This is a genomic window from Nitrospira sp. (assembly GCA_016873435.1).
Classification (GTDB): Bacteria; Nitrospirota; Nitrospiria; order Nitrospirales; family Nitrospiraceae; genus VGXF01.
The window spans coordinates 20,509-42,110 of sequence record VGXF01000008.1 but is presented as its reverse complement, the minus strand read 5'-3'; the positions used below and the strand labels follow the sequence as shown (position 1 = coordinate 42,110).

Here is a 21,602-nt window from a genome sequence, read left to right as displayed (position 1 = left end):
TACGTGGCAATCGCAACTCGTGCTCAGCTATGGTCAGTTGTTGGATAAAGGCCCACTGCGCGATTCCAGCGTGTTACCGCTTTGACGCGCGCAGTGGCATCAGTGGGCAACTGGAGCGGACGGCCACGGCCGTCCAGCAGCAAGCCGACGGCGCCCCCACGGACATTCTTCGTTACAGCCACGCCCTTCCCTTCCCCAAGATCCACCGACTTCACCGGCCTCATTGTGACGGTTGCCCGTTCAGTGTTACCAAGCGCGATCAGTTTCAATTCACCGAATGCCAGCGTACCTTGTACCGACGTCTGTCCGCTTTGGAAGGTGACCACGTAGTCGGCGCATGTCTGGCCATTAATCCCCTGTCCGATCGGTGCGATACAGGTACCGAGATAGACCAGGCAGTCGTTAACGAATACCTCCGTGGCCGCTTTCTCATTGATCGTCGAGAGTACGCCAAGGTGCGGCATCATGAAGATGCTGTCGACAGAAAGCGTCGTGAAGCCCAGCGGCTCGTAGGCATCGACCATCATGAGCATGGACTGTACGCGCCGCGGCGCATGCGAGAGGATGCCACCGCTGCCAACAATTAAATCTAGCTTGAGCATATCAATTAGTGTGGCACCAGATGTTTTCTGATCGAAAATGTCTGAGATCGTCCGCTCCTGCTGCACGCCTTTCAGCCCGGTAGCCAGTGACTTGTGGTGGATCAGCGCTAGTCGGAGGGCCTCGCGAGCGATCGCCTGCTCGATTTGTAACTCGTCGAGCGTCTGTGGAATCGTCGTCGGCCGAATCATCTTGTTTTTAATTCGGTTACGGATTGTCTGCTCATCGACGTTGAAGGGCACCCAGCGCATGATGTTGGCGAGTCCTGCTTCCGCCAGCACGTTCGAGATGCTATAGGACATCCCGAGATTAGCGCTGACCGTCCGGTTGAAGATTCCGCCAAAGACGGAGAAGACGTCAGTCGTGGCACCGCCAATATCCACGCCGATGAGATTGATCTTGTCACGCGTAGCCAGAGCTTCCATGATGAATCCGACTGCCGCGGGCGTTGGGACAATGGGGGCACCTGCCCAGGACATGAGTTTTTTGTAACCGGGTGCCTGCGCCATGACGTGCTCAAGAAACAGATCGTGAATTTTGTTCCGAGCCGGAGTCAGATTTTCCTTTTCCAGCAAAGGACGGATGTTGTCGGTGACCGTCAGCGCAGTCTTAGTGCCCAGAATGTCCGTCACCCGCTCACGGGCGTCCTTGTTGCCAGCATAGATCAACGGCAGGTCGTAGCTCATGCCTAGCCGCGGCCGAGGCGCCGCGGCCGCGATGTAGTCAGCCATTTCGACGACGTGCGTCACCGTCCCGCCGTCCGTTCCTCCGGAGAGCAAGATCATATCCGGGCGTAGCGAGCGGATGCGTTCGATTTTTTCATGCGGCAGCCGGCCGTCGTTGGAGGCCAGCACGTCCATTACGATCGCACCAGCGCCTAGCGCGCAGCGCTGGGCGCTTTCGCCCGTCATGCTCTGGACGGCCCCGGCCACCATCATCTGAAGACCGCCACCTGCGCTACTCGTGGACACGTAAATATCTACACCGGCCTTGGGATTGCCGCCCGCGCCGGCCGGCGTGATGATTTTCTCGCCGTCCAGGATTTTCCGTCCGGATAGTTCTTCCACTTCAGCCAGCGCATTCAGCACACCGCGTGTAACATCTTCAAAAGGCGCTTCAACGGTGGTCGGTGCCTCCCCGCGGAAGGTCTGACGGTAAATACCGTCTTTCTTTTCGATCAAAATGGCTTTGGTGGTAGTGCTGCCGCAATCCGTCGCGACAATGACAGAGAGCGAGTCGAACGGTTTCCTGTCTGGAACGGAGGCGGATGCCGTCATCGCACCGGTGCTCCGGCCGCAGCGGACCTGGCGCCGATACGCTCGATCAAGCAAGGGATGGCATCACGGCGTTCGAGGAGAGTGGCTACCTGCTGGATATCATGGGCATCGCAGGCCATATCCAGAATAGGTGCCAGGAAATGCAGCGCCTGACTACTCAGAAAGTTCATGGGCCCCGCTGATTCTAGGAACAGAATAGCCGGTTCGGCCATGTGCCGATCGACGATAGCCGTAGCCACTTTTTCAAGCAGCGCCTGATCGTCGGAATTTAGCGGTAAGCCATCAGGCTTGATGGCAAAGGCTTGCTGCAAGGAGGCCTGGAGTTGGTGAATCAAACTGCGTGTTTGCATTGCGACAATGCCGCGCGCGTAATTCGCAGACGCATTATAGGGGGCGGTCGAAAGGAGAGTCAATTTATCGCTTCCCCTCCCCCAGCGGGGTGGCGAGAAAGAATCTGGGCACTCAGATGCGCGAAGACCTGATATCCAATTTATCCACTGGCGAATATTCACGGCCCCTATGGCCAACACTATGGTCGTTAGCGCCCACCAATCTGCTGTTCAGCGTGGTAGGAACTGCGGACCAGCGGTCCCGATTCAACGTGACGGAACCCCAGCGCTAGACCTTCCTGCTTAAAGCCGGCAAATTCATCCGGGTGGTAAAAGCGGGCAACCGGTAGGTGCTCTTTTGTGGGCTGGAGGTACTGGCCGATTGTCAGAATGTCGCAACCGACAGAGCGAAGGTCGAGCATGACTTCCCGAATTTCTTTATCCGTTTCCCCCATGCCGACGATTAGGCCTGACTTGGTGACGAGTCCCATGTGCTGGGCCCAGCCTAGCAGCTTAACGGAGCGATCGTATTTACCCTGTGGCCGGATGGTAGGAAACAGCCGCCGGACCGTTTCAATGTTGTGATTGAGAATGTCCGGCTTCGCCTCCGCAACCACCGCCAGGGCTGCTTTATTGCCGTCGAAATCAGGAATTAATACTTCAATCGTGCACTCCGGCTGTGCCAGTTTGATCTGTTGGATCGTTTCCACAAATACGGAAGCCCCTCCGTCCGGCAATTCATCGCGATTCACGGATGTGATAACGGCATGGCGAAGGCCCAACAGTCGAACCGCCTGAGCTACCCGCTGTGGTTCCGTATGATCGACGGGACGCGGTTTGCCAGTTGTCACTGCGCAGTAATGGCAACGGCGAGTGCAGATGTCGCCAAGAATCAGGAACGTGGCCGTCCGGTTGTTCCAGCATTCCCATTGATTAGGGCAGCGGGCTTCTTCGCAGATCGTATGCAGGGCCAGCTGATCCATTGTCTGTCGGAGATGCTGATAGTCTGCTCCGGTCTTAAGATCGACCTTGAACCAGGGGGGCAGACGTTGGTGTGGACGCGTGATGGCATGGACAGGAATCAAACTCATGCGGCTATCGGTCCTGTGCCCCTGCGGCCAAAGAGCTTCCCGAACAACCGGCCCAGAAACGATGGTTGACTCGGATCGGGATATTCGATCCAGGGTTCCCGCGAGCCAAGATAGGCCGACCCCTGAAAACTCAGTTGGCTGCGAAGCTGCGTGTAGCCTTGCGATTGAAGGCGCACGACCAATCCGTGTAAAGCGGCGGCTTCTGTCGGATGTCCCTCGACACCAATCACGGTCTGTTCGTATCGAAGCATCGCGCAGCAGCCGGCTGCCCCCCGTTCGATCTCCACTACGCGGTTAAATCCTCTGGCCCGGCCATCAAGCCCCGCCAGTTGATGTTTTTCGACACTCATCAGACAGAACGAAAAACTGCTAACAGATCGCTCAGGACGATGGTCTTGTTACGCAAAATCCCCTGTTCGACCTTCAGGCGTTCGATATCGGCCATGGTGCCCCCATTCTTCAGGCAGGAGTCGGCCAGCGAGATCACGCGGTCACATTCTTCCTCGACTTTGGTTTTGACAACACGATTGATGGTCAAAATGCTGGCCAGCGTAGCGCGGGTCTCACTCAGATGTTTCTTGAGTTCGGATTCGGGATAGGACCGATGGGCTGCTTCGTTGATACAGCGGTCGAGGTATTGCGTCAGAAAAACGTAGAGGCGAACCAGCAGTTCCGTTGTCTCGATGTGGTTCGGCGTCGCCATAAGCCCTTCTGTGGCTGAGGATTAGGCGTTACAGCGCGACCTTGATGTCGCTTCCCTCGACGGTCACCGGATAAGACTTTACGCAGGCGGCCGGGTTGCTGACACCGCGGCCCGTGATGACGTTAAAAGTCCAGTTGTGCCAGGGGCACATGACAACCTCGCCATCCAGCTCGCCCTCGCCCAATGGGCCACCGCGATGCACGCAGTCGTTGTCGATGACGTGATATGTGCCGTTGACGTTGAAGATAGCCAGTGACTTGCCGTTTACCTCGGCCACAATGCCATTACCCTGTTTGATGTCTGCCGTGCCTGCTACCCGCACTAGTTCCGCCATGTGCTCCCCGTTATGCAGGACGTTTGATTTTATTCAGCAAACTCTGGATACCACCTGCCGGGGCGCCGGCAGTTTTCGTCTTAAGATTATTTGCAACTTTTGTGGCGATCCCCATGAAAGCCTTGGCCTGCTCCGAATCGGGTTGCGCGACGACAATCGGCATGCCTTCGTCCCCGCCCGCCCGGATCGCCGTATCGATTGGGATGGCGCCGAGAAACGGCACCCCCAGTGTTTCCGCTGCGCGGGCCCCTCCGCCATGCGAGAAGATCTCCTCCCGCTCGCCGCAATGTTTGCAGACGAAGTAGCTCATGTTCTCGATAACGCCGAGCAGCGGCACGTTCACGCTCTGGAACATCGTCATGCCCTTGCGGACGTCGTGCAGGGCCACTTCCTGTGGCGTGGTGACGGTGATGGCGCCCGCCAGCGTGACCAATTGCGAGATGGAGAGCTGCGCGTCGCCAGTGCCGGGCGGCAGATCAATGAGCAGATAGTCGAGCTCGCCCCAGACAACGTCACGGAAGAACTGCTGGATGGCGGTATGAACCATCGGTCCACGCCAAACAATGGCCTTGTCCTCCGGAACGAAAAAGGCCATGGAGATGAGTTTGACGCCATAGCTTTCGGCCGGGAGCAACCTGCCGTCCTTCTGCTCAGGCGGCGTACGCACGCCCAGCATCAGCGGGATGTTGGGACCGTAGATGTCAGCGTCGAGCAGGCCGACCTTGGCACCGGAGACAACCAATGCGACGGCAAGGTTCGTCGCGACTGTGGATTTACCCACTCCGCCCTTGCCGCTGCTAACCGCGATGATGTGCTTCACGTCAGGCAGCAGATTGGGCCTGGCCTGTTCCTGGTGTCCGTGCTGATGGGGAGTGTCTGCCATGCCAACCTCGTGTGGTGACGACTGTGCCGGCCCCATGCTAGCCGATGGCTTCCTGCGCTGACAAGTGGCTCGTAGGCCTACGGCCGGAGGGAAAAAGACCCAGTCGGGTTAATTTGACCGGCGCTGGAGGTTGGACGCGAGTCTGACTTTGGAGAGCGAAAAGATCAGCCATTTGGATGGATCGAAATTATACCACTGCGGCCCGTTGCGGTAGTCGCGCAAATACATGTGATGGTAGTTGTGGTATCCCTCGCCGAAGGTGATCAGCGACACCCACCAGCTGTCCCGGCTGCTGTCCTTCGTGCCATAAGGCTGGCTGCCCCAGATGTGGCAGATCGAGTTGATGCAGAAGGTCGAATTCAGAACGAGGAATATCCGGCAGACGCCTGCCAGCAGAAAGCAGCTCAGGCCGCCCATCCAGCTTCCGTTGACCGCCACGCCCAGCGCAAACGGGAGCGCCAGGCCGGACAGGATGATTGGGACGTAGTATTTGTGCTGCCACATGATCAGTGGGTCCTTACGGAGCTTGCCGTCGTACTTGGCGTTGTCATCCGAGGCCGACAATTCGAAGAGCCAGCCGCAGTGGCTGTACCAGAAGCCCCGCAGGGCGTTATAGGGATCGTCGTCCTTGTCGCAGACCGCGTGATGGCGGATATGATCCCCACACCACTTGAGCGCGGAATTCTGGAGCGCCCAGCCACCAGCAATCAGAAAGCAGGCCCGGACCCAATCTGGCGCGTCAAAGGCGCGGTGCGAAATCATGCGGTGATAACCGACCGTGATGCCGAGGCCGGTGACGACGTAGAGAATGGCGAACATCGTCCAGTCAAAGGCCGTGAAGTCGTAGTAGTAGGCATAGGTCGGCACGCCGATCATGGCCCCGATGGTCACGAAGGAAAAGATGACGATAGTCGGATAATCCCGCGGACGCTGGCTTGCTTCCACTTTCCCCTCTTACTGGCATTGTTACCGGATGTCCCAGCATACCAGCCAAACAACACTTTTTCAAGTAATTTCAGTGGTCTATGCTGATCGAGGGAGTTGGGATGGATGCTGCGGCCCCCTCTGAACAAGACTTGGCGCGGGGGGCCAAGTTAGGCGGCACGGAGTCGTTGCAGTTGTTCAAGGTCAGCCGCGGGGTCAGCGAGCATAAGCTGCGGCGCGGATTCGCCCGTCCTGACTCACCGGAGATTCGACGGTCTTGATGTCCGCCCCCTCCAACTCCTCAGTGATGTTGGTGATCCCGCCCCGATCGGTTGCGGCGGGCGGCATTTCCTGGTGCTCAGTGTATTTCACCAGTCCGATTCCCTTCGCAAACCATGCCGTCAGCAGGTCGGTGCTGACCACAGAACGTTTCGTCTTCGATAAATGGATGCGCATGCTCATCCGCGCTTCGAGCTTGAGGGCATCAGCGTAGGTACCAGCTGGCACAGTGACCGACTCTTTCCCCACCACCGTCACCGAGGCCTCCACGTCCGCTTTTTCCGGCGAACCATCCCCATCAAGGTCGTTGTCGAAATCAATACCCTTCCGCTCAAATTGCTGAAAGGAGGACGGGACATCGATGGGAAAGTGCACAATCTGGTACGGCGTGACCTGCCGCTCCACCGGCGTGCCGGGCGAGGAGCCGTAGTAGATAATGCCGACTGCATCGCGCCGGTAGTAACTGTTTGTCGCGCCGTGGTTGCCCGGATTGGTGTCATGAAAGACTTTGACGGGGACGCCATTGATCGTCTGCGTGCCTGTCACTGATGAAATGTTGACGAAGGTCTTGCGCTCAGAGATTTGTTGGAGCGGCAGGGTTTCGATGTGACCACGATAGCGCCACCGGCTGCCGATGGCGTCCGGAAAATAGAGCGGCCCGTCCGGGATCATCTCCAGCCGCGAGTCGGACTGGGCCAACGCAAATTCTGGAGCCATACCCAGCGCTCCAGTCAGTGCGACCGCAATTGTTAGTATGCGAATTACCATCAATGAGTCACCGTATCACATCGCCGAAAGAGGCCGCAAGATTGCGTACCTTGCTATCGCCAGAAACGATTGCGGATAATGGTGCATGCCGACTGTTCGAAAACAAACCCGGCGCACAACGACACCTCGGCCCGCTGTTCTAGTGACCGGCGGTTCCGGCGGCATCGGCCGCGCGATTTGCCTGGCCTTTGCGCAAGCCGGCTGGAACGTCGGCGTGCACTATCGAACCAACGCGCGGATGGCGGCGCAGGTTGTGTCTGCGGTAAGGATACGGGGTGGCCACGGCCTGGCTCTCCAGGCAGACATTTGTGACGGCAAACAGGTGCAGGAGATGGTTGCCCGCCTGCTGGATCGCTGGGGCCGGCTCGATGTGCTGGTCTGCTGTGCCGGGCAAGCTTCCAGCGGCCTGATTGTGCGCATGTCATTTCAGGATTGGATCGATAAGGTGGCTGTGAACCTGACCGGAACCTTCCACTGTCTCCAGGCAGCGGGAGCCGTGATGGTGTCGAAACGACATGGCGCGATTATTATTGTCGGTTCCCTCGCCAGCCTACAGGGACAAACAGGCCAAGCAGCCTACGCAGCGGCGAAAGCGGGCCTGCTGGGGCTGATGAAAACGGCGGCGAAAGAATGGGGTCCGCACAGTGTGTGCGTCAACGTGGTCTTCCCTGGTTGGCACAAAACGGCGTTGGCTGGCAGTGCATTTCCAAGCGTACCCGAGGCCCATACAGTGGGCTGCACCCCTGATCTGAAGAAAGTAGCCGACTCGATTTACCATCTGGCGCAGCTTGAAGATGTCTCCGGGCAGGTCTGGAACCTCGACAGCCGCATCCTCTGAAACGATGAAATATGAATACCGCACGGAAGAACAAATCCTCCGTACACCCGCCCCCCCGTACTCGCCCCCCGTCACACCGTGGCGTGTTTATCACCGGTACGGACACAGGCGTGGGAAAAACGCTGGTGACGGCGGCACTGACCGTGTGTCTGAAGCAGCGCGGTTTTTCGGTCGGCGTGATGAAACCTGTGGAAACGGGCTTGCGCGATGAGGGCGCGGCCGCCTCCGACGCAGCCCGATTGCGTGCGGCAGCCGGTCTGGATGAGGCGGTTGAGGCGATCAGCCCCTGCCGATTCCCCGAGCCGCTGGCGCCAGCCGACGCCGCCCGCCGGGCCGGTCAGACGATCATGCTGGCGCACATTGCGCGCGCCTATCGTGCGCTGGCCTCGCGCTATCAGATCGTACTGGTCGAGGGTGTGGGCGGCGTACGCGTTCCGTTAACGCCCCAGGCCGATGTGAGCGAGTTGATCCGCCGGCTCGGCCTTCCGTCCGTCGTGGTTGGACGCACCAGGCTCGGCGCCATCAACCACGCACTGCTGACGCTCGATGCGCTCGCGCAAAGAGACTTGCCCGTTCTCGGACTGTTGCTGAACCGATCCAGCGCGGAGCCAGCGACGGCGACGGAACGGCTCCAGGAAGCCTCGGCTCTGTCGCTTCTGAAGGCATGGGGAAAAATTCCGGTGATTGGCCCCCTGGCCTTTCATGCCCACGTGCAGAGAGCGTGGGCGGAAGGACTGGCGACCGTCGCCAACAGCAAAGAAATCGGCGCGTTGGCCGACTTGATCATCGGAAGAGCGCCACGAACGCGCGAGCGGTTCCGGTTACGTCGGGGGCCTGGGCGATTGCACTGATGACGGCCACGCCATTCGCACCAGCGCGGATGACCTCTCCGGCGGAGTCAACGGCAATGCCACCGATGGCAAAGATTGGCTTCGCCGTGAGCGCACGAATCGTCCGCAAGCCATCGAGGCCAACCACAGGGTCGTGATCGCGTTTCGAGAACGGTGTGAAAATTGGCCCGAACCCGAGATAATCGACGTCCAGCGTCGACGCCCTCTTCACCTGCGCCGCAGTGTGAGTGGAGAGGCCGATCAGCTTCCCCTTTCCCAGAAGTGCCCGGGCTTCCTCAACCGGCAGATCATCCTGCCCGAGATGGACCCCATCGGCCTCCACGGCCAGCGCGAGATCGCAGCGGTCGTTGACGATCAGCCGTCCGCCCGCATCGGCTGCCGCCTGACGCAGGGCCTGTGCCTGCCGGTAGGCGTCTCTCAGGGCAACGCGCTTGGCGCGGTACTGAAAAAGCGTCGCGCCTCCAGCGGCAGCAGCGTTGAGCAGGTCGATGAGCGAACGGCCGTGCGCTGCGTCGGGATCGAGAATCACATAGAGGCCGCGGAGATCGGTTTGTGGAAATGCGGCGGCAACCACGGGTCGGCCTCCGTCAGGAAGCCGCCGTTGTCATGAACCGTTCCAGGAAGCTAGTGGAGACACGGCCCTTTTGAAACTCGGCGTCATTCAAAATTCGTTTATGGAGCGGGATGGTGGTCTTAATGCCCTCGATGACAAATTCATCGAGCGCTCGTCGCATCCGGGCCATGGCTTCGTCCCGGTGTTGGCCGTGGGTGATCAACTTAGCAATCAGTGAATCGTAGTGCGGAGCAATGATGCTGCCGCTTTCAATCGCGGAATCCACCCGGACGCCCAGTCCCCCCGGCGGACGGAAGCGCGTCACGGTGCCCGGGCACGGCGTGAACCGCTCGGGGTCTTCTGCGTTGATCCGGCATTCGATGCTGTGGCCGGTGATCTGGATGTCCTGCTGGCGGACGGAGAGCGGCTGGCCGTTGGCAATCCGGATCTGCTCCTTGATCAGGTCGATTCCCGTGACCATCTCCGTGACCGGATGCTCGACCTGGATCCGCGTGTTGACTTCCATGAAATAGAAATTGTGGTCTTTGTCAAGCAGGAACTCGACCGTGCCGGCGTTTCGATAATGTACGGCACGGACAGCTTCGACGGCCACGCGACCGATTTCGCGCCGCAGGCGCTCGTCAATGGCGGGCGACGGCGATTCTTCGACCAGTTTCTGGTAACGCCGCTGGATCGAGCAGTCCCGCTCACCCAAAAAGACCGTGCGCCCTTTTTCGTCTGCCAGAATCTGCACTTCAATGTGGCGCGGCTCGATGAAGAACTTTTCGAGATAGACGCTCTCGTCGCCAAAGTTGGCCTTGGCTTCCGCCTGGGCCGTCTGGAACGCACGAGGGAGATCCTCCGGCTTGTTGACGACGCGCATGCCGCGCCCGCCCCCGCCCGACGAGGCCTTGATGATGACCGGGAAGCCGATCTTCCTGGCGGCCTCCAGCGCATCCTGATCGGTCTTCAATTCGCCCTGGCTGCCGGGCGTAAGGGGCAACCCCTTGCGGCTCATGATTTCCCGCGCCTTAGCCTTGTCGCCAAGCGTCGCGATATGATCGGACGTGGGCCCGATGAAACGGATGCCGAGCGATTCGCAGACTTCGGCAAAATGTGCGTTCTCGGCCAGAAAGCCGTAGCCGGGGTGTATGGCGTCAGCGCCAGTGACTTCCGCAGCGCTCAACACATTGGGAATGTTGCGGTAGCTGAGCGAACTCTCTGCCGGTCCGATGCAGACATGCTCGTCGGCTGCATGGACGTGCAGCGCATTGCTATCCACCTCGGAGTGCACTGCCACCGTACGAATGCCGAGCTCCTTGCAGGCCCGAATCACCCGAAGGGCAATTTCACCGCGATTGGCTATGAGAATTTTTTTGAACACAAGCGACCCCTTTATGCGGGGACGATTAGGATGCCGTCGGATCAATCAGGAAGAGCGGCTGGCCGTACTCGACTGGCTTACTGCTTTCTGCCAGTACCTTGTGGATCGTGCCGCCCGTTTCTGCCTCGATCTCATTCATGAGCTTCATGGCTTCGACGATGCACAGGACCTGCCCCTTCTTCACGACGTCCCCCTCCTCAACATAAGACGCAGCGTCAGGCGAGGGTGATCGGTAGAACGTCCCGACGATTGGCGAGGTCACGGTGACGAGCGAGTTTAGATCAATATCCGGTTCAGCCGTTTCGCTGACCTCTCGCTGGGTTGGGGCCCCCTGGCGGGGCATGTCAGGGGGCGCGTCGTCGCCGCCCTGCCCGTTCCGGACGCGGATGCGAAGGCCTTTCTGCTCAACCTCCAGTTCGGACAGCTCGTGCTGCCGCATTAGATCGACCAGTCGCTGCACATCCCGAGCGAGCGGATCGCTATTCGCCGTCGCTTTGGATGCCCCCCCGTGTTTGGCTCGCTTCTTCATCGGACACGCTCCACGTAGGCGCGGGTACGGGTGTCGATCTTGATGGTTTCCCCGACTTCCATGTACAGAGGCACCTTGATAACCGCACCGGTTTCCAAGGTGGCCGGCTTGGTGCCGCCTGAGGCCGTGTCCCCGCGCACGCCTGGCTCTGAATCTACGATCTTGAGCTCAATGAAGATGGGCAGTTCGACGGCGATCGGACGGTGCTGGAAGATCAGAATCTTGGCCGTCATATTTTCCTTGAGTAGATCGGCATTGTCACCAAGCTGTTTCTTCTCAAATTCCAACTGCTCGTAGTTCTTCACGTCCATGAAGGTGTAGGCATCGCCCGTTGCAAAGAGGAACTGCATCTCGCGTTCCTCAAGATCGGGCTCATCAAACTTCTCGCCCGACCGGAAAGTCCGGTCGATGACACTACCGGTGGTGTAGCTCTTGAGCTTGGTCCGAACGAACGCACCGCCTTTGCCAGGCTTGACGTGCTGAAATTCCACGATATAGAACGGCTGGCCGTCAATCTCCAAGCGAACACCGTTGCGAAAATCTGCCGTCGAAATCACGAACCCTGTCCTCCCTACGTTGTACCGAATCCGTCTCTCAGCGGGTCGTTGCGGCGTGGGCGGTTTTGAGATGCTCCACGAGAGCATGTAGCCCCAGCACGTAGCCGGACGGGCCGAAGCCCGAAATTTGACCCACCGCCACACCGGCGATATAGGAATGGTGACGGAACTCCTCCCGCTTGTAGATGTTCGTCAAATGTACCTCGACGGTGGGGATGCTGACGGCGGCAATGGCGTCACGGATAGCGACGCTCGTATGGGTGTAGCCAGCAGGGTTGATGACGATCCCGTCGAACTTCGCCTTGGCCTGCTGGATCCAATTCACTAAGTCCCCTTCCAAATTAGACTGCCGGATGTCGACCTTGACCTTGTGGGCCGTGGCCGCTTTCCGGATCGCCGCATTGATCGTGCTAAGCGAGACTTTCCCGTAGATGGCTTTTTCCCTGGTGCCCAGCATGTTCAGATTGGGCCCATGCAGGATCAGGACCTGGGGTGTGCGCTTCATTCTACTCGCGTGATCGTGCGATCCCTCTGAAAAACCTTAGAAAACGCGGGCATTGTATCAGGCTTGGGCAAAGGGGTCAAACAAAGGGCCGAACCGGGCGCCTAGCAGGCGAACGGCTCAGGAACGAGGCCGGTGCGGCAGGGACAGAACGGCGTCCAGAATGCGGTCCGCCATCTCTCGCTTGGGCATTAGTGCGAGCCGGGTTTCATGTCCTGCCCGGTCTAGTATGATGGCCGCATTGGAATCGGAGCCAAATCCGGCCCCCGCGCGCGTCACGTCGTTGGCGACAATCAGGTCCAGCCCCTTCCGGCGCAGCTTGTCCTTGGCCTGGCCGACCAGATCGTCGGTCTCGGCCGCAAACCCCACCAGGATTTGATGAGTCCGGCGCTTCGAGAGACCGTCGAGGATGTCGTCGGTGGGCGTTAGAGGAAGTGCGCGTGCGGCGGTGCCCTTCTTGATCTTGCGTCCGAAGCGCTCCACGGGCCGGTAGTCGGCCACGGCCGCCGCCATGACGACCAACGTGGACCAGTTGAAACGAATTTGCAGGGCCTTGTTCATTTCGTCCGCCGTTTCAACGCGGACACATTCGACGCCGGCCGGAGGCAACAGAGCTGTAGGACCACTGACCAGCACGACGGAGGCGCCCCGCTCGGCCGCCGCTGCGGCAACTGCATAGCCCATTTTCCCAGAGGACCGGTTGGAAATGAATCGGACCGGATCGATGGCCTCCTGCGTTGGTCCGGCAGACACAAGAATACGCTGGCCGACGAAATCACGCCGAAGGTTCAGCCGGGCTTCAAGAGCGGCTAGCATCGTCACGGCATCCGTCAGGCGACCCGTGCCAATTTTCCCTGATGCCAGCGGTCCCTCAACGGGATCCAGCACCGTCACGCCGCGTTGCCGCAGCAGCGCCACATGTTCCTGCACTGTCGGATGGTCCCACATACCACCATCCATGGCCGGCGCAATAATCAGCGGGCAAGAAGCTGCCAGGACCATAGTGCTTAGCAGATCGTCGGCCAAGCCGAGCGCGCATTTGGCTAGCGTGTTAGCTGTAGCGGGCGCAATGAGAAAGGCATCCGCCTCCTCGGGCAATGTCAGGTGCAGCATTTCCTGATGGGTCGCATAAAGTCCCCTAGCGACGGAATGCTTCGAGAGGACTTCAAACGTCAGCGGAGTTACGAACTTCGTGGCCGACTCAGTCATAGCCACGTGGACGTCGGCGCCTTCTCGCGTCAGCGCGCGCAGCAGTTCAACTGCCTTGTAGGCAGCGATGCTTCCGCTGACGCCAAGCAGAATACGCTTCCCGCAAAAACGGCGGACTGGGACTTCAGATTCGATGGACTCGATGGCGCTACTCCTCTCGGTCCTTCACCGACGGCTTCACGGAGTCATCCACAAAGACGCTAAGTTCTTTCTTGATCTCGCGAGCATCCTCCCGGAGGGCGGTGGCGGCCATCCGCTCCATCTCGCTGTCCTTCCCACGCTTGACTTCCTTGATTGCCTGGCGCGCCTCCTTCCCAATCACAACTTCGATGTTGTGGTGGAGCATCTCGTCGAGGGCCACCGAGGTCGCCTTCGCATAACGGGGCGCGGCCATCGGCTTGGCGCCCTGCATGAGATGCTTGGCGCGCTGGGACGTGGCGACGACCAGCCGATGGCGCGAATCGGTCCGCGCCGGGTCGTATTCGGGTAACAGGGACAATGCGTCGATCATGCTCTGCTCCTTTCAGAAGAAGGTTACTCGGTCAGAAAGTTGTGTTCTAGCCAGGTGATATCAATGCGTTTCATCTTGGCCCGTTCCGCGTGCACGATGGCCAGCAGCTGCTGCGAGGCCTGCGCTAGATTCTCGTTGCGGACGATATAATCATACTCGCGGTAACTCAGAATTTCCTGCCGGATCTTTTGCATGCGCCGCTGGATTTCATCTGGCGCATCCCCCCGCTGGGTCAGTCGGGCCTTAAGGGCCTCGATCGAGGGCGGCAGGATGTAGATGTAGACCCCGTCAGAAAATTTCTTCTTGATCTGCATGGCTCCCGTCGGGTCGATTTCCAGCAGCACGTCCTGGCCCTGCTCCATCATGTCGGTCAGCGCCTGCCGCGGCGTGCCGTACAACTGGTCGTAGACCCGCGCGGACTCGGCGAAGTCGTTGCGGTCAGCCATGGCTTGGAAGACCGCCTCGTCTACAAAGTAGTAGTCTTGTCCGGGGATCTCGCCCGGGCGCGGCTGGCGCGTCGTATACGACACTGAGGGATGCAGGTCCGGGACCGCCGCCACCAGCCCCTTGCACAAGGTGGTCTTGCCAGCTCCTGAGGGAGCGGAGACGACGAACAGGACTCCCCGTTGTTCAACAGCCATGGCGGGTGGCGCCCTCTGGTCGGTTACTCGACATTTTGCGTCTGCTCCCGGATCTTTTCCAGGCCCCCCTTCATGCGGATCACGTGCTGGGAAAGCTGGCTGTCGTTAGCTTTGGAACCCATCGTATTGATCTCTCGTCCCATCTCCTGGGTCAAAAAGTCAAGTGTCTTGCCGGCTGGCGCCGCGACTTTCAGAGTCTGCCGGAATTGTGCGAGATGAGAATCCAGCCGGGCGATTTCTTCGCTGATATCACTCTTGTCAGCCAGGATTGCCAGCTCCTGCTCTAGCCGTCCGGCATCGGCGCGACCAGATTCCAGTAGCTTCTCGACGCGTGCCCGCATGCGGGCCAGGTGCTCCTGCTGGGCCTGCGGTACACGCACGGCCACGGCCTGGCGGTCCTGTTCAAGTGTTCGCAGCAATGCCTCCAGATGCGCCGCCAAGGCCTTCCCCTCGCGCCGGCGCATGCGGTCTAAATCAGCCAATGCCCCCGCCGCCAGCTTCTTGATGAGCGTTTGAAGACCCGAATCATCCACGGGCTCTTCCGTGACGTAGAGCACATCTTTCATGCCGGCCACGAGCGACACGTCGATCGTCCCGCCCAGCTTGAGTTCCCGCTGTATCTGCTGAAGCAGGCCGTGGTACTGCTTCGCCAGCAGACGATCAACCTGCAGCGTCCGCTTGGTTTCGCGCCCTCCCGGAATCGAGACCGTGAGTTCAACACGCCCGCGCGCACACTGCTTTTGCGCTAGACCCTTGAGATGATCTTCTAGCACCGTGAGTCCGCGGGGAAGGCGCACACTGACTTCGCAGAATCGGTTGTTGACCGACCGGACTTCCACGACCACCGTACCACCTGACCAGGCGGCTTCCTTCCGCCCATAACCGGTCATACTGCGGATCATGTTTTCAGTTTCCCCTTCCAGCGACACAGCGCGTAGATCGAACAGTCTGCGCAGCGTGGTTTGCGGGCCAGGCAAATGTAGCGGCCATGCAGCAGGATGCGCTGCGAATTGACGGTCCAGTCCTTCTCCGGCATCAAGCTCTGCAAATCTAGCTCGATCCGCCCGGCGTCGTTACTCTTTGCCAGCCCCAGCCGCTGCGCAACGCGCGTGACGTGGGTGTCTACGATAACGGCTGGCTTGTCGAAGGCGTTTCCCAGCACGACGTTTGCGGTTTTGCGGCCAACTCCTGGGAGCGTCACCAGATCGTCCATCCTATCCGGTACGCGCCCCCCGAATCGCTGCGTCAGTACTGTGCAGCAGCCGATGATACTCCTAGCCTTGCTTTTATAAAAGCCGGTTGAGCGAATCAGGCTTTCTAATTTGGATTGATCGGCGGCGGCATAGTCCCCAGCCGTTTGGTACCGCTGGAACAGAGCCGGCGTCACCATATTCACCCGCTGGTCCGTGCACTGCGCGGACAAAATCGTTGCGATCAGGAGCTGGAGCGGCGAGCGATGATGGAGCTCCACTCCCGGTACGGGGTCGGTTTTCGCTAGCCCCTGCAGGATGCGTCGGGCTCGTTGACGGAGCACGGCCGTCGGCATGTCAGAATCCAGGCACGGCCAGTGCGGATGCGACCTGCGGCAGGCGCGTCTGTTCGTCCAGTGCATTTGACACAGCATCCACCAGCGGCGCGAGCGTGGCAGGCGTGAACGCGGACACGGCGACGGCACTATATCGCCGGCACAGACCGCCAATTTCTCCTGACGACAGCTTGTCGCATTTATTAAGCACCCGGATGGACGGGAAATGCGTCAGCCCGAGCTCGCGTAGAATTTTTTCGACCGCGTCGATCTGCGCGTCAATCCGTGGACTGCTGGCATCGATCAGATGGAGCAGTAAGTCGGCATCGCGCAATTCCTCGAGCGTAGCCCTGAAAGCGCCCACGAGGGCCTTCGGCAGATCGCGAATGAACCCGACTGTGTCCGTGACAATCACATCGCGGTCATGCGGAAACCGTAGCCGGCGGCTAGCAGTATCGAGCGTTTCGAACGGCCGGTCCTCGGCCGCGACCCGACTACCTGTCAGCGCATTGAGCAGCGTGGATTTGCCCGCGTTTGTATAGCCGACAATTGAAATCGTGGGAATCTTGTACCGGAACCGGCGCGCGCGACGCTGGTCCCGGTGGCGCGCAAAGGCGTGCAACTCCTTTTCTAGATGCGCGATGCGGTCGCGCACGCGCCGGCGGTCCGTTTCCAGTTTCGTTTCACCCGGCCCGCGGCCGCCGATGCCGCCCCCCAGCCTCGACAACGACGTCCCGGTGGACCCGGACAGTCTGGGCAGCAGATAACGCAACTGCGCCAGTTCGACCTGAATCTTCCCTTCCCGGCTGTGCGCCCGCCGCGCGAAAATGTCGAGGATTAATTGCGTCCGATCAATGACTTTCATGTCGGTGACATCCGCGATCGCCCGTGCTTGGGCCGGCGTGAGATCCTGGTCGAATACCAGAAGGTTTGCGCCCTTATGGAGCGCCGTCATCACAACATCCTTGAGCTTGCCACTTCCCATCAAATATTTTGGATTGATGGTCTGACAACGCTGGACGACGGTATCACGCACATCCAGATCGTCCGAGCGCGCCAAGTCGACCAGCTCTTCCATCCGGTCCTCCTGCACAATCCGACTGGCCTGCGAGGCACTGATCAGGATGGCCGCATCGGAGGCATGCGACACTTCGCGTCCGACATCGGCCCTAGCCAGTTCGTCCTCGATGGACTCGATCAACTCCAGGCAATCCAGATCCCAGGCATGGAAGGGTTTAGGCGGCAGCGCCACATAGAGTTGAGTGCGCGGGTTCGGCGGTATGATATGCGCCACAGCCATCTGGGCCGGCAGTCCGTGTTCCCCCACAACAATCGAGGCCACAAGATCCAGGCGGAGCAGCGCCAAGGTGGTCAGGTCCTGCTTAGTCAGTGGCTCGTTGTGCAGATAGGTCCGGACCAATCGCAGACCGCGCAACGAGCGCGGACCTGACCGGAACCGGGAGAGGTCCGGTAGCGCCACGTCCCGCCCTTGTCCGACGCAGACGTATTGGACGGCCCCACGTCGGTTGATCAGCAGGGCGATTTCACGGTGAATCTCATGCGAGAGTTCCGTGCAGGATCGGGCCAGTTCCGCGCTGACGACAGCCGTCACCGGCACGCGCCGTCGGTAGAGATGCTCCAATCGAAGTACTTGGCCGGCCTTGAGTCCGTTCGTATAGCCGTGGAGTGTCGGGATGTCAGCCTCGCCTTCCCGCCAGAATGCGTGAGGCTGATAGACGTGCCTCCCCTGCGGTCTGCAGTGGCAGATCAGCCACCGCCTCCAAGTTCCACGCTGCCAGTCGGCCGGCACGGTAAGCGCGCTGCGCGGCGAGTGCGATCATAGCGGCGTTGTCCGTGCACAAGGTCAGTGGTGGAATGGCCAGCCGGATGCCGGCCTCCCCTGCCCGCGCCGTCAATTTTACGCGTAACCGCGAATTAGCCGAGACGCCGCCTACCACGGCGAGCGAGTTGACTTGCATGCGGCGTACGGCCCGGAATGCTTTCTCAACCAGCACGTCCACAATGGCTTCCTGATAGCTGGCGGCGACATTCGCCCTATCCCGTGACCGTTGCGCGTCATTCAGATCACGCCAGTGATACAGCAACGCCGTTTTCAGCCCACTGAAACTGAAATTCAGATTCCCCGCGCTCAACAGCGGTCGGGGGAACTTAACCGCGTCGGGGGTGCCGGTTCGGGCCAGCTTGTCGATGGCCGGCCCTCCCGGAAATCCGAGGCCGAGCACGGCGGCGGCCTTGTCGAACGCTTCGCCCGCGGCATCGTCCAGCGTCTTTCCCAGCAGCTCGAGCCGGTCATCCGTCGACACCAGATACAAATGGGTGTGCCCGCCCGAAACAACCAGGACGACGCAGGGCAGTGGGAAATCCCGCTGATCGAGCCAGGCCGAGGCGATGTGTCCTTCCAGATGATTGACACCAACTAACGGCAGCTTCAGCGCGTAGGCCAGCGCCTTGCCGACGCTGACGCCGACCAGCAGCGCTCCAGCAAGCCCCGGCCCCTGCGTGACAGCAATGGCCCCCAGATCGGACCACTCCAGGCCGGCTTGGGTCATGGCCTCAGCCGCGATGGTCTCGACGGTTTCGATGTGCCGCCGCGCAGCGAGTTCAGGGACGATGCCCTGATAGCGCGCATGTACGTCGTGCTGCGAGCACAGCACGCTGGCCGCGACGCGGCCCTCGCCGGTGACAACTGCGGCGGCCGTTTCGTCACAGGACGTTTCGAGCGCGAGAATGAGGGGCGACGACGTGTGGAGGGGCAACGTCAAAGGGCCAACGTGGGGCTCAACCGACAGTGGATATGAATGTGCGGAGTTATCGTCACAAGGGTCCCGCGGAGGGAGTTCTACACCTCAGCCAGGACTTCCGCTTCGATGAAAGCCGGGGCGTTATCCTTAAGCACAACCTTGATCCGGCGTGAATCCTTAAAGCGGCCCTTGATGAGCTCTTCCGACAACGGATCGCCGATGCTCTTCTGGATGGCCCGCCGCATCGGGCGTGCGCCGTAGAGCGGCTGGTAGCCTTCCTTGATGAGCCATTGCTTGATCTCCTCGGTGATATCAAGCTGCACACCCTTCTCGACCAGCCGCGCGTTGAGCTCCTTGATGAGAATGTCGACGATGCTGACGAGATGGATCTTCTCCAGCTGATGGAAGACGACCACTTCGTCGATCCGGTTCAGGAACTCCGGACTGAACGAACGGCGTAGCTCCGCCAGCACGTCTTCTTTGATCTTCCGATTTTGCGCGGCCTCTTCCTGCTGAAAGCCCAGTGCTACACCCTTCTGGATGAGCTTTGTGCCCAGATTCGACGTCATGATGACGACGGTGTTCTTGAAGTCCACCTTGCGACCGAGGCTGTCCGTCAGGACGCCGTCATCCAGGACCTGCAGCATCACGTTGAAGATGTCCGGATGGGCTTTTTCAATTTCGTCGAACAAAACTACCGAGTAGGGGCGGCGGCGGACTTTCTCCGTGAGCTGGCCACCCTCCTCGTACCCGACGTAGCCCGGAGGAGCGCCGAAGAGGCGCGAACTGGTAAACTTTTCCTGATATTCGGACATGTCCACGCGAATTAGCGCATCCTCCGAGTTGAAGAGGAACTCCGCCAGGGCGCGCGCCAACTCCGTCTTCCCGACGCCGGTAGGGCCGAGGAAGATGAACGAACCGATCGGCTTCTTGGCTTCTTTCAGCCCGGCCCGCGAGCGGCGAATCGCACGACAGACCGCCGAGATTGCTTCTTCCTGTCCAACGATCCGCTTATGGAGAAATTCCTCCATGTGAAGCAATTTCTGGGATTCCTCCTCCTCGAGCTTAAAGAGCGGAATGCCGGTCATCTTGGAGACGACATAGGCCACGTCCTCCTTAGAGATGACGGGCTTGTTCTTCTCCTGATTCTTCTTCCATTCCCGCTTAGATTCCTCGAGCAGCTTCCGCAGGCGTTCCTCTTCTTCACGGAACTTGACCGCCTCTTCAAAATTCTGGAGCGAGATGGCCGTTTCCTTCTCGCGCGAGACCTTCTTGAGCTCCTGCTCCATCGCCTTGAGCTCGCCCGGCAGCGCATAGGTCTGCAGCTTGGCGCGCGAACCGGTCTCGTCAATCAAATCGATCGCCTTATCCGGCAGGAACCGGTCAGTGATATAGCGGTCCGAAAGCTTCACGGACTCTTCGATCGCCTCTTCGGTAATCTCCACGCCGTGGTGCTCCTCGTAGCGGTCGCGCAGGCCATGGATGATTCGGATTGTTTCGTCAATCGACGGCGGCTGCACATAGATCGGCTGGAAGCGGCGTTTCAGGGCACCATCCTTCTCGATATGTTTCCGGTACTCGTCCAGCGTTGTGGCGCCGATACACTGAATCTCCGCGCGCGAGAGAGCCGGCTTGAGCATGTTGGAGGCGTCGATCGATCCCTCCGCCGCGCCCGCGCCGACGAGCGTGTGCAGCTCATCGATGAAGATGATGATGTTTCCCGCCTGCGCGATCTCCTTCATGACCACCTTCAGGCGCTCCTCGAACTGCCCCCGGTACTTCGTGCCCGCCACGAGCGAGCCCAAATCGAGCGCGATCACGCGGCGCGACAAAAGATTGTCGGGCACCTCCGAGGCAACGATGCGTTGGGCGAGCCCCTCGACGATGGCCGTCTTGCCGACGCCGGATTCCCCAATTAGCACCGGGTTGTTCTTGGTTCTGCGACTGAGAATCTGCAGGACGCGTTCGATCTCGTCTGCCCGCCCGATCACCGGATCAAGCTGCCCCTCTTGAGCCAGCGCGGTGAGGTCGCGGCCGAATTCATCCAGCGCGGGCGTGGTGGATTTGCGATCCCGCTCGCGGGGCGCGGATTTGCGCAGAAACGTGACGGTGAGCTGACGCGCGGTTAGGAGGTTCGCGCCAAGGCTGCGGAGGATCTTGCCGCCGATGCCCTCCTCTTCGCGCAAGAGACCGAGCAGCAGATGCTCGCTGCCAATGTGATTATGGCCCAGGAGCCGTGCTTCCTCAACCGCATACTCAATAACTTTCTTCACGCGCGGGCTAAAGGGAATTTCCCCGAACGTCATCGTGGTCCCGCCACCCGGGAGATTGCGCTCGATTTCGAGATGGATCTGTTCGGACGAGAGCCCCATCTTCTTAATAATGGTCAGGGCGATCCCGTCTGTCTCACGAAGTATGGCCAGAACGAGGTGTTCCGTCCCGAGGTAGTCATTCTGGTGGCGTTCGGCTTCCTCGCGCGCCAGGATGATGATCTTCCGACCCTTATCCGTGAATCGTTCGAACATCCCGCCTCCTTTGGCAACTTAGTGATA

24 protein-coding genes are annotated in these 21,602 nt (G+C 59.9%); 2 read left to right on the top strand and 22 right to left on the bottom strand.

What is annotated here, in order from left to right; genetic code table 11:
- Positions 1 to 23: 23 nt before the first annotated feature.
- From FJ248_06295 to FJ248_06255, 9 genes are all read right to left on the bottom strand, one after another.
- Positions 24 to 1,877: a methylaspartate mutase gene (locus FJ248_06295; protein ID MBM4120496.1), complete on the bottom strand. Its 1,854-nt coding sequence runs from the start codon at positions 1,875 to 1,877 to the stop codon at positions 24 to 26.
- The gene (locus tag FJ248_06290) at positions 1,874 to 2,227 is read right to left on the bottom strand and encodes a hypothetical protein (protein MBM4120495.1); all 354 of its coding nucleotides are present in this window, start codon (positions 2,225 to 2,227) and stop codon (positions 1,874 to 1,876) included. The genes FJ248_06295 and FJ248_06290 overlap by 4 nt, the downstream gene beginning before the upstream one ends.
- 188 nt (positions 2,228 to 2,415) lie before the next feature.
- Positions 2,416 to 3,297, bottom strand: a complete 882-nt coding sequence (gene lipA, locus FJ248_06285) for a lipoyl synthase (protein ID MBM4120494.1) — start codon at positions 3,295 to 3,297, stop codon at positions 2,416 to 2,418.
- A complete protein-coding gene (locus FJ248_06280; GenBank protein ID MBM4120493.1) occupies positions 3,294 to 3,647 on the bottom strand; it encodes a hypothetical protein in 354 nt (117 codons plus the stop codon). The genes lipA and FJ248_06280 overlap by 4 nt, the downstream gene beginning before the upstream one ends.
- Complete coding sequence (locus FJ248_06275; GenBank protein MBM4120492.1) at positions 3,647 to 4,000, bottom strand: hypothetical protein; 354 nt, start codon at positions 3,998 to 4,000, stop codon at positions 3,647 to 3,649. Before FJ248_06275 ends, FJ248_06280 begins: the two co-directional genes overlap by 1 nt.
- 28 nt (positions 4,001 to 4,028) lie before the next feature.
- Positions 4,029 to 4,334: a Rieske 2Fe-2S domain-containing protein gene (locus FJ248_06270; GenBank protein MBM4120491.1), complete on the bottom strand. Its 306-nt coding sequence runs from the start codon at positions 4,332 to 4,334 to the stop codon at positions 4,029 to 4,031.
- A gap of 10 nt (positions 4,335 to 4,344) precedes the next feature.
- Positions 4,345 to 5,217: an Mrp/NBP35 family ATP-binding protein gene (locus tag FJ248_06265; GenBank protein MBM4120490.1), complete on the bottom strand. Its 873-nt coding sequence runs from the start codon at positions 5,215 to 5,217 to the stop codon at positions 4,345 to 4,347.
- Positions 5,218 to 5,325: 108 nt separating this feature from the next.
- Entirely contained in the window at positions 5,326 to 6,093 is a 768-nt protein-coding gene (locus tag FJ248_06260; GenBank protein ID MBM4120489.1) for an acyl-CoA desaturase, read from the bottom strand.
- 264 nt (positions 6,094 to 6,357) lie between these two features.
- On the bottom strand, positions 6,358 to 7,188 hold the full coding sequence (locus FJ248_06255; protein MBM4120488.1) for a hypothetical protein: 831 nt from the start codon (positions 7,186 to 7,188) through the stop codon (positions 6,358 to 6,360).
- Between the two features lie 85 nt (positions 7,189 to 7,273).
- Here FJ248_06255 and FJ248_06250 point away from each other — a divergent pair, with 85 nt between their 5' ends.
- Together FJ248_06250 and bioD are read left to right on the top strand one after the other, a co-directional pair.
- Entirely contained in the window at positions 7,274 to 8,026 is a 753-nt protein-coding gene (locus tag FJ248_06250) for an SDR family NAD(P)-dependent oxidoreductase (GenBank protein MBM4120487.1), read from the top strand.
- A gap of 11 nt (positions 8,027 to 8,037) precedes the next feature.
- The gene (bioD, locus tag FJ248_06245; protein MBM4120486.1) at positions 8,038 to 8,877 is read left to right on the top strand and encodes a dethiobiotin synthase; all 840 of its coding nucleotides are present in this window, start codon (positions 8,038 to 8,040) and stop codon (positions 8,875 to 8,877) included.
- Here the strand turns inward: bioD and thiE are convergent.
- The 13 genes from thiE to FJ248_06180 all read right to left on the bottom strand — a co-directional run bounded on the left by thiE (position 8,810) and on the right by FJ248_06180 (position 21,575).
- Positions 8,810 to 9,403: a thiamine phosphate synthase gene (gene thiE, locus FJ248_06240; GenBank protein MBM4120485.1), complete on the bottom strand. Its 594-nt coding sequence runs from the start codon at positions 9,401 to 9,403 to the stop codon at positions 8,810 to 8,812. The two genes, bioD and thiE, sit on opposite strands and share 68 nt — an antisense overlap.
- Before the next feature lie 61 nt (positions 9,404 to 9,464).
- Complete coding sequence (gene accC / locus FJ248_06235) at positions 9,465 to 10,814, bottom strand: acetyl-CoA carboxylase biotin carboxylase subunit (GenBank protein MBM4120484.1); 1,350 nt, start codon at positions 10,812 to 10,814, stop codon at positions 9,465 to 9,467.
- Between the two features lie 25 nt (positions 10,815 to 10,839).
- Positions 10,840 to 11,343, bottom strand: a complete 504-nt coding sequence (gene accB, locus FJ248_06230) for an acetyl-CoA carboxylase biotin carboxyl carrier protein (protein ID MBM4120483.1) — start codon at positions 11,341 to 11,343, stop codon at positions 10,840 to 10,842.
- Complete coding sequence (gene efp, locus FJ248_06225) at positions 11,340 to 11,900, bottom strand: elongation factor P (GenBank protein ID MBM4120482.1); 561 nt, start codon at positions 11,898 to 11,900, stop codon at positions 11,340 to 11,342. The genes accB and efp overlap by 4 nt, the downstream gene beginning before the upstream one ends.
- Before the next feature lie 37 nt (positions 11,901 to 11,937).
- On the bottom strand, positions 11,938 to 12,405 hold the full coding sequence (gene aroQ / locus FJ248_06220) for a type II 3-dehydroquinate dehydratase (protein ID MBM4120481.1): 468 nt from the start codon (positions 12,403 to 12,405) through the stop codon (positions 11,938 to 11,940).
- Between the two features lie 117 nt (positions 12,406 to 12,522).
- Positions 12,523 to 13,746 carry a bifunctional phosphopantothenoylcysteine decarboxylase/phosphopantothenate--cysteine ligase CoaBC gene (coaBC, locus tag FJ248_06215; GenBank protein MBM4120480.1) on the bottom strand — a complete coding sequence of 408 codons (1,224 nt, stop codon included), beginning with the start codon at positions 13,744 to 13,746 and terminating at the stop codon, positions 12,523 to 12,525.
- Positions 13,747 to 13,759: 13 nt separating this feature from the next.
- Complete coding sequence (locus FJ248_06210) at positions 13,760 to 14,122, bottom strand: DNA-directed RNA polymerase subunit omega (protein ID MBM4120479.1); 363 nt, start codon at positions 14,120 to 14,122, stop codon at positions 13,760 to 13,762.
- 23 nt (positions 14,123 to 14,145) lie between these two features.
- Entirely contained in the window at positions 14,146 to 14,739 is a 594-nt protein-coding gene (locus tag FJ248_06205) for a guanylate kinase (protein MBM4120478.1), read from the bottom strand.
- 47 nt (positions 14,740 to 14,786) lie between these two features.
- Positions 14,787 to 15,665: a YicC family protein gene (locus FJ248_06200; protein ID MBM4120477.1), complete on the bottom strand. Its 879-nt coding sequence runs from the start codon at positions 15,663 to 15,665 to the stop codon at positions 14,787 to 14,789.
- Positions 15,662 to 16,309 (bottom strand): endonuclease III, encoded by a 648-nt coding sequence (gene nth / locus FJ248_06195; protein MBM4120476.1) that lies wholly within the window; start codon positions 16,307 to 16,309, stop codon positions 15,662 to 15,664. Before nth ends, FJ248_06200 begins: the two co-directional genes overlap by 4 nt.
- Position 16,310: 1 nt before the next feature.
- Positions 16,311 to 17,906, bottom strand: coding sequence for a GTPase HflX (gene hflX, locus FJ248_06190; GenBank protein MBM4120475.1), 1,596 nt, complete (start codon positions 17,904 to 17,906; stop codon positions 16,311 to 16,313).
- Between the two features lie 79 nt (positions 17,907 to 17,985).
- On the bottom strand, positions 17,986 to 19,038 hold the full coding sequence (gene tsaD, locus FJ248_06185) for a tRNA (adenosine(37)-N6)-threonylcarbamoyltransferase complex transferase subunit TsaD (GenBank protein ID MBM4120474.1): 1,053 nt from the start codon (positions 19,036 to 19,038) through the stop codon (positions 17,986 to 17,988).
- Positions 19,039 to 19,148: 110 nt separating this feature from the next.
- Entirely contained in the window at positions 19,149 to 21,575 is a 2,427-nt protein-coding gene (locus tag FJ248_06180) for an ATP-dependent Clp protease ATP-binding subunit (protein MBM4120473.1), read from the bottom strand.
- Positions 21,576 to 21,602: the final 27 nt, after the last annotated feature.